The organism is Nonomuraea candida (genome assembly GCF_000725485.1).
In the GTDB taxonomy this organism is placed as follows: domain Bacteria; phylum Actinomycetota; class Actinomycetes; order Streptosporangiales; family Streptosporangiaceae; genus Nonomuraea; species Nonomuraea candida.
In genome coordinates this window covers 162,062-176,477 of the sequence record NZ_JOAG01000030.1, presented here as the reverse complement: position 1 = coordinate 176,477, position 14,416 = coordinate 162,062, and the positions used below count along the sequence as shown (strand labels likewise).

Sequence of the window (14,416 nt, the reverse complement as noted above, 5' to 3'; positions counted from 1 at the left end):
GGCCGCCCCTCGGGAGGCCGGGCCGCCGTCGCCCCACGAAACCCAAATATGACTCCCTGTAACAATATCTGTGACAAGAGTTACATTTTCTGGCGCTCAACGCCGAGGAGGCACATACTCCAGATCATGCAAAACGATCACAAGATGGATCGGCGGAGCTGGCTGCGCGCGGGACTGGTCGTGGGAGGCGGCCTGGTCGCCACGGCGGTTTCCACCGGCACCGCCGTACCCGCCCGGGCCTTAGACGGGACCGGCCCCGAGGCGCGTCCCGCCACCCCGGACCAGGCGTGGGCGCGGCTGCGTGAGGGCAACCGCCGCTGGGTGGCCGGCTCTCCCACGCATCCGCACCAGGACGCGGCGCGACGGGCGGAGGTCGCGCAGAAGCAGGACCCGTTCGCGGTCGTGTTCTCATGCATCGATTCGCGGGTGCCCCCCGAGCTCGTTTTCGACACCGGTCTGGGTGACCTGTTCGTGCTGCGGACCGCCGGCCAGACCATCGACCCGCTCGTCACGGGCTCGGCGGAGTACGGCCCCGCCGAGCTGGGCACCCCGCTCGTCGTCGTGCTCGGCCATCAGCGCTGTGGAGCCGTCACGGCCGCCGCGGAGTCGCTGCACGACCACAAGAAGCTGCCGGGCAAGCTCAGCACGATCGCTTCCTCGCTGCGTTCGGCCTACAAGCGCTCGGGCGGCGACATCGACAAGATGATCCGGATCAATACCGTCGACGTGGTGAAACAGCTCAAGAAGGACGAGCTGTTCGCTCCGCGCATCGCCAAGGGGCAGCTCAAGGTGATCGGCGCCCACTACTCGATCGACAGCGGCGAGGTCACCCGCCTGATCTGACGGCGACCCCCAGCCACTCCCTCAGCCCCGCGGCTGAGGGAGCCGGCGGGAAGCGGCCTGAGCGGGACTGCCGGCCCCAGGGCCGATCGCGGCTCTCGCCGCCGACGTTCACCGTGATCACCGGACGGCATCGCAGGGGTGTGCGAAGCGCGACCGTCGCTTCCGTGAACTTCGCGGGTGATCTTCGCATCCAAGGTCCCATGAACAATCTTGTCGCTGGCGATCCCCAGCGGTTGGGCGATTACTGGCTCGCGGGCCGGCTGGGCTCCGGCGGCCAGGGGGTCGTCTATGAGGGTTATGCCGAGGACGGCACCCGGGTGGCCATCAAGGTGCTGCACGGTGACCGGGCGGCGCAGCTGGCCAAGGAGGCCGCCGCGGCGCAGCGGGTCTCGTCGTTCTGCACGGCGCGGGTGATCGAGGCGCACCTGGAGGGGCCCAGGCCGTACCTGGTCAGCGAGTACGTGCCCGGCCCCAGCCTGCGCAGGGCCGTGGCGGACGGGCGCCGGTTCCACGGCGGCGACCTGCACCGGCTGGCGACGGCCGTGGCCACCGCACTGACCGCGATCCACGACGCCGGCGTGGTGCACCGCGACCTCAAACCGGACAACGTGCTGCTCGGCCCCGACGGGCCGCGCGTCATCGACTTCGGCATCGCCAGGACCGCCGAGATGTCGCTGACCGCGACGGGGCTGGTGACCGGCACCCCGACGTACATGGCGCCCGAGGTGTTCACCGGGCAGCGGGCGGGAGCGCCGGCCGACGTGTTCGCCTGGGGTGGCATCGTGGTGTTCGCGGCGACCGGGGAAGACCCGTTCCAGGCCGAGAGCCTGGGCGGGGTCATGCACCGCGTGCTGTCCGCCAGCCCGGATCTCGGCGTGCTGCCGTCGTCGCTGCGGCCGCTGGCGGCCGCCGCCCTGGCCAAGGATCCGCTCGACCGCCCGACCTCTCGTGAGCTGCTGCTCGCCCTGGTCAGTGGCGGCGGGCGGCTGGACACCGCGGGGCTGCTCGCCGAGGGTGGCCGCGAGGCCCTGCGGATCGCCGTGCCGGCCGACGATCCCGCGTTGGGCGCGCTGGCGGAGCAGGCGTACGCGATGCTCGAGCCTGCCGAGCGGGAGCTGGCGGCCGAGGTGTTCCTGCGGCTGGTCACCGTGGACGAGCACGGGAACCTGACCGTGTGGCGGGCGGCCCGGGCCGAGGTCCTCCAGGGAAGAGCGCCGCACGAGGCGGCGGCGATCAAGAAGATCCTCCAGGTGTTCGCCTACCTGCTGACCCAGGACGGCGAGGAGCTGTGGCTGGCCCGACCGGCGCTGCCGCACGCCTGGCCCAGGTACCGGCGCTGGATCGACAGCAACCGCGACGGGCTGGCGGTGCACAGGGAGATCCTCGCGGCGGCGCGCCGGTGGGACGGGGCCGGGCGGCGCGACGGTGACCTGTTCCGCGGCAGCAGCCTGGACAACGCCCTGCGGTGGGCGGCGAACGCGCGGCGCAACATCACGCTGGCCCCCGCGGAACAGGCCTTCCTCCAGGCCAGCGCGGAGCTGGCCAGGCGCGGCGCCAAGCGCGCCCGCCTGGTGTCGCTGAGCCTCGGCGGGTTGCTGGTGATCTCCCTGGTGGCCGGAGGTCTGGCCGTGCAGCAGGGCATGACCGCCGATCGGCGGGCCGAGCAGATCACCGCGTCGCTGGGCAGGTCGGAGGCGACCCGGCTGGCCGGGCTCGCCCAGCAGGTACGCATCACGGATCCGATGCGCGCGATGCGGTTGAGCGTGGCGGCGTGGAGCCTGGACCACACGCCGCTCACGAGGGCGGGGCTGACGACGGCACTCGCCCAGCGCGAGTCGGCGGTGTTCGCGGATCGGGTGACCGCCGGCGACACGGTGCGAGCCCTCGGCGCCGACGGGCGGACCCTGGCCAGCGTCAGCCGGGACAGCGCCCAGGTGTGGGACGTGCGCACCGGCAGGAGGATCGGCGGGATCACGCGGCTGGGGCTGTCCGGAGACGAGGTGATCGCGGTGGCCCTGGCGCCCACGGGCCGTACGCTCGTCGTCCTGACCGACAGGCGGGCCCGCGCCTGGGACCTGTCCAGCGGCACGGCCGTCGGGACCTGGACCTTCGCGCGCCCGCTCGACCTCGTCAACGGCTGGGCGGAGATCGCTCACGTGGACGACCGGACGGTGACGATCCGGCAGCCCGACCAGGCGCAGCAGTGGAACCCGCGAACGGGCGGGCGCACGCGGCCCGCCACCGCCCGCTCGGCGGCGAGCGCGGACGGCACGTGGCTGGCGGCGCCGCGGACGACGTCGGTGCGCCTGACCAACGTCAAGGACGGATCCGTCGTGGACATCGGCGTCAAGGACGGCGCCGGCACGCAAGGAACCTGGAACAGCGGGGCGGTGACGGTCAGCGGCGACGGGAAGCTGCTCGCCTCGATCACCGGTGAGGAGGTGCAGTTCTGGCGGATGGCCGATGCCCAGCTTCTCACGACGGTGCCGCTGCTGGGCAGTACGGACGCTGACGACGAGCAGCCTCAGGGCGCCTTCGACGGCCGGACCTTCCGCTATCTCGTCGAGGATCGCGTCTTCTCCGTCGACGTCTCCGACCTCTCCGTCACCCCGGTGTCCGCCTCGATCGATTTCGGCAGGCTGAGCCCGGACGGGCGGATGGCGGCGATCCAGGCCGGCGATCGGACCCGGCTGCGCGACGTCCGCAGCGGCAAGACGACGGGCGCGCTGCCTGCCGCGCAGGATGCGTACTTCAGCCAGGACGGCAGGCTCCTGGCCGCGGTGGACCAGGGCGCCGTGCGGATCGTGGACGTCGCCTCGCGAGCCGTCCTGGGCGGGATCGCCCCCGATCCGGGCGGTCTGGAGCCCCACGTGGCGAGCTTCAGCCCTGACGGCGCCCGCCTCGCGCTCGTCCTGCGCAGCCCGGACGACGGGCGCGGCAAGCTCACGTACACCGCCCAGGTATGGGACTGGAAGGCGAAGCGGAAGCTCTGGAGCGTGCCACTTCCCGAGACGAACGACGTGGCCTTCTCTCCCGACGGCGAGCGGCTGGCCGTCGCCGGGGCCGGCCAGCGCCTGCTCGACGCCGCCACCGGCCGGTCGGTGACCGAGCCCTTCGGCACCGGCGGAAGGAGCACCGCCGGCGTCCGGATCTTCTTCCTCCGCGACGGCGACGGCGTGGTCGTCCTGGATTCCCGGGGCCGCCTGACGCTGTGGGACACCGCCCGCAACCGCCTCGGCCCGGTCGTCCGCGACGAGTCGGGCGAGTCGTCGATCGCCGCCTACTCTCCGCGTGACGACATCGTCGCGGTCGCGGCGCCGGACGGCAGGGTGCGGTTGTTCGATCCTGTCACCGGAACGGGCCTCGGCACGCTGCGCGACACCGGAGGCGGGCAGAACCCGGAAACGGGGCAGCTCCAGTCGATCGCCTTCACGGCCGACGGGGCCGGGGTCGTCACCCTTGACCTGAACGGGGTGGTGCGCACGTACGTCGTCGAGCCCGCCGGCGTCATCCGGGCGATCTGCCGGCGGGCGGGTGGCTCCCTCACCCCCGCGGAGTGGAAGGTCTATGTCCCGGGCCTTCCGTACCGCGAGAGCTGCCCCTGAGAGGGTGTCTCATCCCGGTTCGATGATCGTTCGGGAAACGCGAAAGCCATGCCGACCATGATCGGTCACGTCAGCCAGGAGCGGTACGAACCGATCATCACTCGCGGCCGGGAGCCGGTTGAACTCCAGACCCGTTCCCCGTTCGACCTCGGCGACCTGGCGCTGAAATCGAGCCGATGCGGCCGCACGGCGGGGTCGTCGGCGTAGAAGCGGATCTTCGACGGACCGCTGGAGCACTGGGCGGCCAGCCCGCGCCAGGCGCTCACCGCCCTCTGCGACCTCCTCGACGGCCCCCTCCCGGGGAGCGGGCGGAGCTGTACGGGCGCACCGCCGTCGGCCTGCTCCGCTACCGTCATTCGTCCGGCAGGGCGAGCGTGCGGGCCGCGTGGCCGGCCCACGCCGTCAGGAACGTCTCCCGGTCCAGGTCGCCCGGCGTGTGGCCGATGAGAATGCGCAGCAGCGGGAAGTAGGTCAGCGACGAGATGAGCACGGCGGCCGTGGCCTCCGGGTCGGCCGCCTCGGCCACGCCCGCCGCCCGCTGGGCCTCGATCCAGACGGTGCACTCGCGGTAGAGGGTGGCCAGCACGCCCTGCCACATCGGCTCGAAGATCTCCGGGAACGCGGTGAACTCGCGCAGCATGATGCGCACCAGGTCCCGGTCGCCGTCGATCACGTTCCACACCGCGTCCGCCATCAGGCGCAGCGCCTGGCGGGGGTCGTCAGGGACGTGCTCCACCACCTCCGCCCTCCGGCGCGCCATGGTGTCCAGGTTGCGCCGCACGGCCGCCTCCAGCAGGGCCTTCTTGGAGGGGAAGTGCTTGTAGAGCGCTCCCGAGCCGCCGGCCAGGCCGCAGGCGCGCTGGATGTCGGTCACCGAGGTCGCGTCGTAGCCGTCCCGCGCGAACAGCCGGATGGCCTCGTCCAGGATGCGTTCCCGGGTCACGCCCGGGGTCGTTCTCGCCATAGTGAGAGAGTACTCTCTTTCTATGGTTCAAGTGATCGTGGAAGAGACCATCCGCTGCACCCCGCAGGAATACCTGGACTTCGTGATGGACGCCGAGCGCTACGCGGAGATCGACGACAAGATCGGCCCGATCGACTGGGTGCGTCGCGCCGGCGACGTCGTGGAGTTCAGGTTCCGCCCCCGGCTGCCGGGCATCCCGGGCCCCGCGCCCAAGCTCGTCTCCCAGATGCGCCTGACCCCCGGCCGGCGCGTCGACGTCCGCTACGCGCCCCTGCCCCGCAACCGGCTCAACCACCTGCTGTCCCGCTTCAGCGCCTCCTTCGAGGCGGAGGCCGTCGCGGACGGCCTCTCCCGGGTGCGGCGCACGATCTCCATCGACTTCGCCCCGTTCCTGCGCTGGCTGCTGGAGCCGGCCCTGCGCCGCCGGCTGCCCGCCGACGTCCGCAACGAGGTGCGGGGGTCCAAGCGGCGGCTGGAGAGCGAGGAGGCCGGACCGCCGCCGGCCTGAGCCCTCCGGTGCGGTCAGGCCGGCCGCGTCACCCCGGGCATCGTGGTGGACCCCAGGCCGGGAACTCTCCGAACGGACAGAGATCACGATCAAGAGGAGCCGGGCCGTTCCGCCCCGGTTTGATCTACTTGCAACCACTACGCGACGAACCCGCAAGACAGCTCACCGCTACCTTGCGGCTCGCCGTAGCTATAGGAGTTCCAGGCCAAGCCCCTTCGGGCGCTCCTCCGAGATCACTTCTAAGGTTCGAAGACCCCTCTGAGCGTCAGTTCCCGTACTGCTTGGTGTCCGGGTGCTCGATGAGCAGGATATGGGCGGTCTTGTCGGCAACGGGACGGTGCCGCGTTCCCCTGGGGACGACGAACAGTTCACCCGGGTTCAGCACCACCGGGTCATGTCCCTCCAGCTGGATCTCGAAGCTGCCGTCCCAGCACAGGAAGAGCTCGTCCTCATCGTGGTGATGCCAGGGGAACTCGCCTTCCAGCCGGGCCAGGCGGACAACGGTGGTGTCGTTCACCGCCGCCAGATTGTGCTGCTGGAAGGGCCCCGGGAGCGCGGCGATGGCCTCTGCCACCGAGACCGCGGAAAGGTGACGCGAAGCTTCATGGTGTGTGGTCATGCCTCCGATCCTTGCCTGCAGAGTGGCCCCATGACAGAGCCAATCCGGGAGAATTGGTCCATCTAGCGGACCAATTGCCGGACATCATGCTGACCCGGGGGTGAGGAGTGATGCCCCCGCCGGGGTGGCGGGGTAGGGAAGCAGGCCGGCGTTGATCTGCTCCCAGCGCGTGCGGAGCTGGTCGAGGATGCCGGGGTGGTGTTCGGCCAGGTTGGCCTGTTCGCGGGGGTCGGCCGGCACGTCGTGCAGCGTTTCGGCGTCGTCGGCGCGCAGGTACTTCCAGCGGCCGCTGCGCAGTGCTCCTGCCCGGCTGGTGCGCCAGAACAGGACGTTGTCCGGCGCCTGGGCCCCGTCCAGGAGGTAGGGCAGGAGGCTGTGCCCGTCCAGCGGGTGGCTGTCGGCGGGTTGCACGCCCGCCGCGTCCAGGATGGTCGCGGTCCAGTCCTGGGTGATGACGGGGACGTCGCTGACCTGGCGGCCGTGGAGGGCGGCGGGCCAGCGCGCGATGGTGGGCACCCGGATGCCGCCCTCGTTGAGCCGGCCCTTGGACCCGCTCAGCGGCCACTGGTAGGACCAGCGCTCGCCGCCGTTGTCACTGGAGAAGACGACGAGGGTGTTGTCGCGCTGCCCGCTGTCGGTCAGGGCCTTCAGCACGCGGCCGACGCCGGCGTCCATGGCCTCGACCATTCTGCGGTAGGTGCCCAGCGAGCCGCCGTCGGCGTGCTGGAGCGCTCCCCGCTCCCCGGCCTTGACGCGGGCGGTGAGGTCCTTGCTGACGTCCTGGTCGCCGGGCGCCTCCCAGGGCCAGTGCGGCGCGGTGAAGTTGAGGTTGAGCAGCCAGGGCCGCTCGCGATGTGCGCTGATGTACGCCGCCGCGTGCGCGGCCACGGTGTCGGTGTAGTAGTCCAGCGATTGCGCCGGGACCTCGCCCGCGTACAGGTCCACCTCGCCTCTGCCGCTGACTTTGGAGTAGTAGTCGATGGCGCCTCCGAGGTTGCCGAAGAAGGTGTCCCAGCCGGACTTGATCGGGCTGAACCAGGGCAGGAAGCCGCAATGCCATTTGCCGAACATGGCGGTGCCGTAACCGGCCTGCCTGAGCAGCGAGGCCAGCGTGGGATGCCCGGGAGGGATGCCGTCCCGCTCGGCGGGCTGGTTGATCGGCTCCCTCAGCCCGCCGGGCAACCGGCCGGGATAGCGGCCGGTGTAGAGCGCGAACCGGGTGGGTGAGCACACCGCCGCGGCCGCGTAGCCGTGGGTGAAGCGCACCCCGTCCGCGGCCAGCGCGTCCAGGTGGGGTGTGCGGATGTCCGGCGAGCCGTAGCAGCTCAGATCGGCCCATCCCAGGTCATCGGCGAAGATGAACAGCACGTTCGGCCGTGCCGGCCGTCCGATGCCCGCCGCGGCGCGGAAGGGTCGTTCCCGCGCGGCCGCGGCGCTCGCCGTGACCGCCGGTGCGGCGAGCGCCGCCGCACCGGCGGTCAGCACGGCTCTCCTGCTGACTTCCGTCACTCGGTCCGCCCTTTCGTCGAAGGATTCGTCAAGGGCTAGAGCGTGCCGGAATCGCTGTTTCCTCTTTGTTATCGGTCCATTCGGGGCTGTTGTCCGTGCTTCAGGCTTGTTGTCACTTCTGCGGGCAGAAGACCGCTTCGGCTGCCTTGACCAGGAGCGGATGCACCGATTCGTCGAGGTTGGAGACGGCCAGGGTGGCCGACACGGCGAACTGCATCCGGCCGTCGGGCGTGGTGAAGGTGACCGCGTTGAAGCCGGGCGCGCTGCCCTTGAGCGGCATGACCAACGGCTTGCCGCCGCACGGCAGCGCAGGCTGCTGCTGGCCGCTCCCGCCCTCGGACGGCTGCCCCGACGGTTGCCCCGGCGGCTGGGGCGCGCTTCTGGGCGGTCCCATGAGCACCTTCTTCAGCTCTTCGGGCAGCAGCCGGTTCTGGGCGAAGGCCCGCTGGAAGGCGCTGATGTCGTGCGCCGTGGAGATGACCCCGCCGGCGGCGTAGCCGTAGCTCATGTTGAGCCGGTCCACATCGCGCGGCTTGCCCGTGCTGTCGGGGAAGTAGCCGTGGCCGTGCGGGCCCTTGATGCCGCCGGGGAACGTGGTGGGCAGGTAGGAGTCGTCCATGCCGACGGGGTCGAAGACGCGCCGCTCGAACTCGGCGGCCAGGGTGTGCTCGGTGTACTTCTCGATGATCAGGCCCAGCAGCATGTAGTTGGTGTTGGAGTAGGAGAACCTCTCTCCCGGCTCCTGGGCCCGGGGGAGGGTGCGTGACTTCTTCACCAGCTCCATCGGCGGGTAGTGGGTGGTGAAGTCGAAGGTGTCGACCAGCTTGTCGTCGAAGAAGTTGGGGATGCCGGAGGTGTGCTGGACGAGCTGCTGCAAGGTGATCTCGCCGGCCCGTTCCACCAGGTCCTTCTCGGCCACCTCCGGGAGCAGGTCGCCGAGCTTGTCGTCGAGCTTGAGCTTGCCCTCCTTGACCAGCTGCAGCACCACGACGCCGGTCATCTGCTTGGTCTGGGAGCCGACCCGGAAGCGCGAGCCGGTCGGGATCCTGCCGCCCTTGCCGTTCAGCAGGCGGGTGCCGGCCGAGCCCTTGCCGACACGCTCGCCGTCGACGTAGACCTCGCCGATGGCGCCCACCACCTGCGGAGACTTGGCCAGGGCCGCCAGCGCCTTCTGCACGTCGCCCAGCCGGGGCCGGCCCGCCGCGGGGTCGGCCGCGGCGGGCAGAGTGCTCAGCGTCAGCATGGCGCAGGCCAGTCCGGCGAGGCCGGCCGCTGTCGCACGATTCACGAGAGAGTTCCTTCCGTCGAATATCGCGGTCCAGCGGTGGCGCCGGCCGCGATGGTCGGGCTCATACCTAGACCAGAGGGCGTTTCCTGCCTGTTTCCGCCCACGCTTCGCGCCTCGCAGAAACCACGAGGAAACAAGCGCTGGTGTAGCGATGGCGGTCATGACTTTCTCCGTGAAACCGCTGCGCCGGCTCACTGCCCTCGCGTGCCTGACGCTTGTGGGAACGGCGGTGCCGGCGGCGCAGCCGGCCCCTGCGGCGGCCACCGTTGACCGGCCGGCTCCGACCGTGGCGTGGAAGCCCTGCCCCGCCTACGCCGACGAGGTGGTCCGGGCCATGGGCGTGACCCAGGAGCAACTACCGGCCTTCCGCGCCGAGATGAAGCGCCTGCAGTGCGGGACGGTCAGCGTCCCGCTGGACCACGACCGCTCCGACGGGCTGAAAATCGACATCGCGGTCACCCGCCTCGCCGCCGCCAACCCCAAGCGGCGGCTCGGCGCCACCGTGATCCTGCCCGGCGGGCCCGGCAACAGCGGATACCTCGATCCCGTCCTGCGGATCAGGCTCAGGAACGAGGAGATCGCCAAGCTCAACGAGCGCTACGACCTCATCGGCTTCGACCCCCGAGGGGTGGGCGCCAGCACCAAGGTCGCCTGCCCGCCCGCGCAAGGCCCCCGGCCCGGGCCCGGCCCGCTCACCGAGGAGACGGCCCGCACGATCTACGACGCCCAGTCGGCCGCCAACGACGCCTGCGGGCGTTCCAACCCCGCCTTCCTCGGCGCGCTCACCACCGAGAACGTCGCCGACGACCTCGACCTGATCAGGGCCGCGCTCGGCGAGCGCCGGCTCAACCTGCTCGGCGTGTCCTGGGGCACCCATCTCGGCATGCTCTACCGCGGCAACCACCCCCGCAGCACCGGCCGGGTCTTCCTCGACAGCACGGCACCGCCGTGGACCCGCCAGGACGACCACCTCGCCGGCAGCGCCGGCGCCGCCGAGCGCAACTTCGCCCGGATGGCGGCCTGGCTGGCGCGCAAGGACGAGATCCACGGCCTGGGATCCACCGCACGGCAGGTCCGCGACGCGGTGCTGAAGCTGGTGCGCGACCACGACAAGACGCCGAAGACGTTCACCGACCTGCAGCGGCCCATCGACGGCGCGGCCGTGGCCGATCTGGCCCGCCGCAACTCCACCGAATGGGCGCGGGCCGGCAAGGCCCTGGCCGAGCTGCGCGACGCGACCGGCGCCACCGCCCCGCCCACCGTCAAGGAGCTCTTCGGCCCGCCCAGGGGAGCACCCGTGCCCGGCCTGCCCGAGACGCTGAACCTGACCATGAACCGCGCGGTCAAATGCAACGAGGACGCCAGCCGGCCCACCTTCGCCGCCGCCTGGAACGCCTACCAGGAGCGGGTCAGGCGCTACCCGGTGACCGGCCGGGCCTGGGGGCTGGGAGTGGAATGCCCCGGCTGGCCGCTTCCCGTACAGGAAAGCCCGGTCAAACGCGGCAAGGGCTCGCTGGTGCTGTCCGGGCACCTGCATGAGTACATGTCGGCGTACGAGTGGACGCTGCAGACCCGGCGCGCCATCGGCGGCACCGTCTACACCGTCACCGACGACGTCCACGGCTCCGTCACCCGCGTGCCGGAATGCGCCGCCGACGTGGTCGGATACTTCACCACCGGCCGCATCGACCGCGGCTGCGCGGGCAGCGCCATCCCGAACTAGAGCCCGTACGGAGCCGAGATCAGCGAAACCGCCTGCGCTGGGATCGGCTGACCGGGCCGCTCCGGCGACGGCCTGTGTGGCGACGGTCGTCCACCCAGTACAGGTCGTGACTTTATCGTTACGTTATGTAGTGATGACTGATGGGAAGGCTGTCGTCACGACCATCCGGCCCCCGCGCCCGCCTTCTGGCCATCTCCCCGTCCGATTCGCCGTCCCGGCATCAGGAGCCACCGATGAACCGCATGCTGCTCACCCGGCCCGCCGTCCTGTCCGCCGCCGTCCTGGCAGTCGCCGCCGTTCTCGCCGCGCCGGCCCACGCCGCTCCCGGGCCTCTGGACCTGTCCGAGATGTGCCGGCAGGCCGCGGAGGCGGCCGGTGCGAGCGCCCAGATCTCGGAGCAGCTCGGCGGGCAGGGGCTGCTGGTCGCGAGCGACCCCTCCCAGGCGCTCTGCGTCCTGCTGGGCCGATAGCACCACCTTCGTGGACGCCTCCGCGCGCTGGGAGGCGCCCCTCATCGCGGGCCTTCGCCGCGGCAGGGCCGGCCGGTGAGCAGGTTGGCGCCGGCGGCGGTGATGACCGAGTCGAGCCGGTCGCGGGTGCCGATCAGATCGGCGATCCGCCTGTCGATCTGGTCGCGCTGGTCGGCCAGCCGGGCGAGCAGCTCGGGCGTGGCGCGACCGTCGACGACGCACGGGAGGAGCTCGGCGATGGTCGGGCTGGACAGCCCGGCGGCGAACAGTTGCTGGATCAGCAGGACCCGGTCGACCGCGCCGTCGGGGTAGTGCCGCTGACCGCTGGAGCTGCGTTCGGCGGCGAGCAGGCCCTGCTGCTCGTAGTACCGCAGGGACCGGACGCTGCAGCCCGTCCTGGCGGAGAGATCCCCGATGCGCATCCGTCCCCCTCGGTGGCGCTGTGACGTGCGGCACACGCCATTGCCTCTGACATCAATGTCAGGTTTTAGCGTACCCGGGGTGAGCTCGCCCGCCTCAGCCCGAGGCCGGCCACCGCACCAGACACCGCATCAAACGCCGCACAGAACCATCGAAGAAGGCAATCCCATGACCACTTCCGCAACCGAGGCGACCGGGATCACTGGCCCCCTCGCCGCAGCCCCGATCGTCTCGGTCAAGCCGATCGTGCTGCCCGCCCCCGAACGCGGCGAGGACCTGCACGTGCGCGTGTCCGCGCCGGTCACCGGACGCGACCTGCCGATCGTGCTGTTCGCGCACGGCTACGGCTCCAACCTGGACGCCTACGCACCCCTGACCGACCACTGGGCCGCCCACGGCTTCGCGGTGATCCAGGCCACCCACCTGGACTCCAGGCGGCTGAACCTCGCTGCGGACGACTCCCGCAGGCCCGCCCTGTGGCGGTTCCGCGTCGCCGACATGAAGCGCCTCCTCGACGACCTCGACGTGCTGGAGGCGGCCGTCCCCGGCCTGTCCGGGCGCTTGGACCGGGGCCGGATCGCCGCGGCCGGGCACTCCTTCGGCGGCCACACCGCCGCGATCCTGCTCGGCATGCGCGTCACCGACCCGCGGACCGGGGTCGCCGAAGACCTGTCCGACCCGCGGGTCACGGCAGGCGTCCTGCTGGCCACGGCCGGGCGCGGCGGCGACCATCTGACCCCCTACGCCGTCGAGAACCTCCCCTGGCTCCGTGAGGTGGACTTCTCCCACTTCACCGCGCCGGCCCTCGTGGTCGCCGGCGACAAGGACCACCTCCCGGTGACCACCCGGGGACCGGAATGGACCACCGAGCCCTACGCCTTCAGCCCCGGGAGCAAGAGCCTGCTCACCCTCTTCGGCGGCGAGCACCTCCTCGGCGGCATCTCCGGCTACGACGCCGCCGAGACCACCGACGAGAATCCCGGCCGCGTCGCCCTCGTCGGGCAGGTCACCCTCGCCTACCTGCGCCACGTCCTCGGCGTCGACGGCTCGGCCTGGCGGGAGGCGCAGGCGGCCCTGGCCGGCCACGCCCACCCGCTGGGACGGCTCGAATCCAAGTGACGGTTCCCGCGAGGACCGGCTCGACCGGACAAGGGTTACGGGAGGCCGAGGGCGCTCTCCCAGAACCAGTTCCAGCGGATCTCGTCCCGGAAGCGGGCCGCGCCCGCCTCGTACAGGACGCCGATCGCGCCGTTGCCGATGAGCGTCATGTCGGAGTAGCCGGCGTGGTCGCCGTCGATGCGGACGCCGGCGTTGCCCACCTTGTTGTCGTAGGTGCGCCAGGTGGCGCCCTCGTCGAAGGACGAGCGGACGTTCATGCCCACCGCGTTGTTGTCGGTCTTCGGGGTGGCGGGGGCCGACAGCAGGATCCGGCTGTAGCCGGCGGTGTCCCAGCGCTGGCGCAGCAGGGCGGGATGGGTGGGAGGGGCCACGATGGCCTGGTCGGCTCTGAAGGGGCCGGCGAAGGTCTCGCCGCCGTCCCTGCTGACGCTTTCGGCCAGGCCGTGGATGGAGGTGTCGTTGGGGACGGCGCCGTTGCGGGCGATCACGAGGATGCTGCCGTCCGCCCGCTCGACCAGCGTCTGCTCGCCGAGCTGCAGCTCTGACTTGTCGTACGTCGCGGTCGCGCCGATCTTCCAGTTCGCCCCGTGGTCGTCGCTGTAGACGAGCCGGACGCTCTGCCGCCCGCCCACGGCGAAGTAGACCGGCACGACCAGCCGTCCCGCGTGGTCGCCACGGGTCAGCTGGATGCCGTGACCCGGCCCCGTGGCGAACCAGTCCTGGTCGCCCGCGGGAGCCTTGATGACGTCCGACAGATCCCGTGGCGCGGACCAGGTGCGGCCGTCGTCCCTGCTCACCTGGACCTTCGGCGTCCGCGGCAGCCACGGGCGTGCCTCGGTCGGCTCCGAGGTGCTGAACAGGAACACGGGACCGGTCGAGTCCGCGACCACCGTCGCGTGCCCCTGCAGGGCCGCTCCGGCCGTGCCGGCCAGCACGGTCCTGCTCGCTTCCCAGGTCCGTCCGTTGTCCAGCGAGCGCCGCATGACGATGTCGAACGGGCCGTGGTCGTGGCAGTTGTTCCCGTTACGCCGCTCGGCGAAGGCCAGCAGCACGTCGTTCCTGGTCTTGGCGACCGCCGGGAGCCGGAAACAGGTCACCATGCCGCCGGTCGTGAACGAACGCCATAAGGTCTGCTTGTGGAAGGCATGGGTGGGCGGCTCGGCCGCTGACACGGGCAAGGTGGTGATCACCAGGCCCAGGAGTGTGGCCAGTGCCACCTGGAAGGTCCGTCTCACTCCGCTCATCAGCGCGGTCTCCTCCTTGGTTCCTGCCTGACACGGTGAGGCGCGCCGGCCGTTCGGATGCCGGCCCGCATCGCCTCCGGGCTTCGCACGGAAGACGTGCTCCT

General features: G+C 71.3%; 13 protein-coding genes. 7 read left to right on the top strand and 6 right to left on the bottom strand.

The genetic code is table 11. The features are described 5' to 3' along the window. Positions 1 to 126: 126 nt before the first annotated feature. The 3 genes from IO39_RS28300 (at position 127) to IO39_RS54900 (ending at position 4,655) form a co-directional block, all read left to right on the top strand. Entirely contained in the window at positions 127 to 843 is a 717-nt protein-coding gene (locus IO39_RS28300; protein WP_211267200.1) for a carbonic anhydrase, read from the top strand. A gap of 200 nt (positions 844 to 1,043) precedes the next feature. Then, the gene (locus IO39_RS51050) at positions 1,044 to 4,448 is read left to right on the top strand and encodes a WD40 repeat domain-containing serine/threonine protein kinase (RefSeq protein ID WP_084773632.1); all 3,405 of its coding nucleotides are present in this window, start codon (positions 1,044 to 1,046) and stop codon (positions 4,446 to 4,448) included. A gap of 48 nt (positions 4,449 to 4,496) precedes the next feature. Continuing rightward, the gene (locus IO39_RS54900; RefSeq protein ID WP_157548993.1) at positions 4,497 to 4,655 is read left to right on the top strand and encodes a hypothetical protein; all 159 of its coding nucleotides are present in this window, start codon (positions 4,497 to 4,499) and stop codon (positions 4,653 to 4,655) included. A gap of 145 nt (positions 4,656 to 4,800) precedes the next feature. On the opposite strand, the gene IO39_RS28290 is transcribed toward IO39_RS54900, so the two are convergent. Then, positions 4,801 to 5,412: a TetR/AcrR family transcriptional regulator gene (locus IO39_RS28290; RefSeq protein WP_043629071.1), complete on the bottom strand. Its 612-nt coding sequence runs from the start codon at positions 5,410 to 5,412 to the stop codon at positions 4,801 to 4,803. Positions 5,413 to 5,434: 22 nt separating this feature from the next. Between IO39_RS28290 and IO39_RS28285 the strand changes: the two genes are divergently transcribed. After that, a complete protein-coding gene (locus tag IO39_RS28285; protein ID WP_043629068.1) occupies positions 5,435 to 5,920 on the top strand; it encodes an SRPBCC family protein in 486 nt (161 codons plus the stop codon). A 265-nt stretch (positions 5,921 to 6,185) separates the two neighbouring features. On the opposite strand, the gene IO39_RS28280 is transcribed toward IO39_RS28285, so the two are convergent. The 3 genes from IO39_RS28280 to IO39_RS28270 form a co-directional block, all read right to left on the bottom strand. After that, a complete protein-coding gene (locus IO39_RS28280) occupies positions 6,186 to 6,539 on the bottom strand; it encodes a cupin domain-containing protein (protein ID WP_043629067.1) in 354 nt (117 codons plus the stop codon). An 84-nt stretch (positions 6,540 to 6,623) separates the two neighbouring features. After that, the gene (locus IO39_RS28275) at positions 6,624 to 8,048 is read right to left on the bottom strand and encodes a sulfatase-like hydrolase/transferase (RefSeq protein ID WP_043629065.1); all 1,425 of its coding nucleotides are present in this window, start codon (positions 8,046 to 8,048) and stop codon (positions 6,624 to 6,626) included. Positions 8,049 to 8,160: 112 nt separating this feature from the next. Continuing rightward, positions 8,161 to 9,336: a serine hydrolase domain-containing protein gene (locus tag IO39_RS28270; RefSeq protein WP_169789132.1), complete on the bottom strand. Its 1,176-nt coding sequence runs from the start codon at positions 9,334 to 9,336 to the stop codon at positions 8,161 to 8,163. Positions 9,337 to 9,622: 286 nt separating this feature from the next. Here IO39_RS28270 and IO39_RS28265 point away from each other — a divergent pair, with 286 nt between their 5' ends. Then, entirely contained in the window at positions 9,623 to 11,059 is a 1,437-nt protein-coding gene (locus IO39_RS28265; protein WP_169789131.1) for an alpha/beta fold hydrolase, read from the top strand. Positions 11,060 to 11,292: 233 nt separating this feature from the next. Beyond that, positions 11,293 to 11,529, top strand: coding sequence for a hypothetical protein (locus tag IO39_RS28260; protein WP_043629059.1), 237 nt, complete (start codon positions 11,293 to 11,295; stop codon positions 11,527 to 11,529). Between the two features lie 41 nt (positions 11,530 to 11,570). Here IO39_RS28260 and IO39_RS28255 read toward each other — a convergent pair whose 3' ends face one another. Next, positions 11,571 to 11,951, bottom strand: a complete 381-nt coding sequence (locus IO39_RS28255) for a MerR family transcriptional regulator (RefSeq protein ID WP_043629056.1) — start codon at positions 11,949 to 11,951, stop codon at positions 11,571 to 11,573. Between the two features lie 166 nt (positions 11,952 to 12,117). On the opposite strand from IO39_RS28255, the gene IO39_RS28250 reads away from it, so the two are divergent. Continuing rightward, entirely contained in the window at positions 12,118 to 13,068 is a 951-nt protein-coding gene (locus IO39_RS28250) for an alpha/beta hydrolase family protein (protein ID WP_043629053.1), read from the top strand. Between the two features lie 35 nt (positions 13,069 to 13,103). Here the strand turns inward: IO39_RS28250 and IO39_RS28245 are convergent, their stop codons facing one another. Continuing rightward, the gene (locus tag IO39_RS28245) at positions 13,104 to 14,312 is read right to left on the bottom strand and encodes a sialidase family protein (protein ID WP_084773627.1); all 1,209 of its coding nucleotides are present in this window, start codon (positions 14,310 to 14,312) and stop codon (positions 13,104 to 13,106) included. Between the last annotated feature and the right edge of the window lie 104 nt (positions 14,313 to 14,416).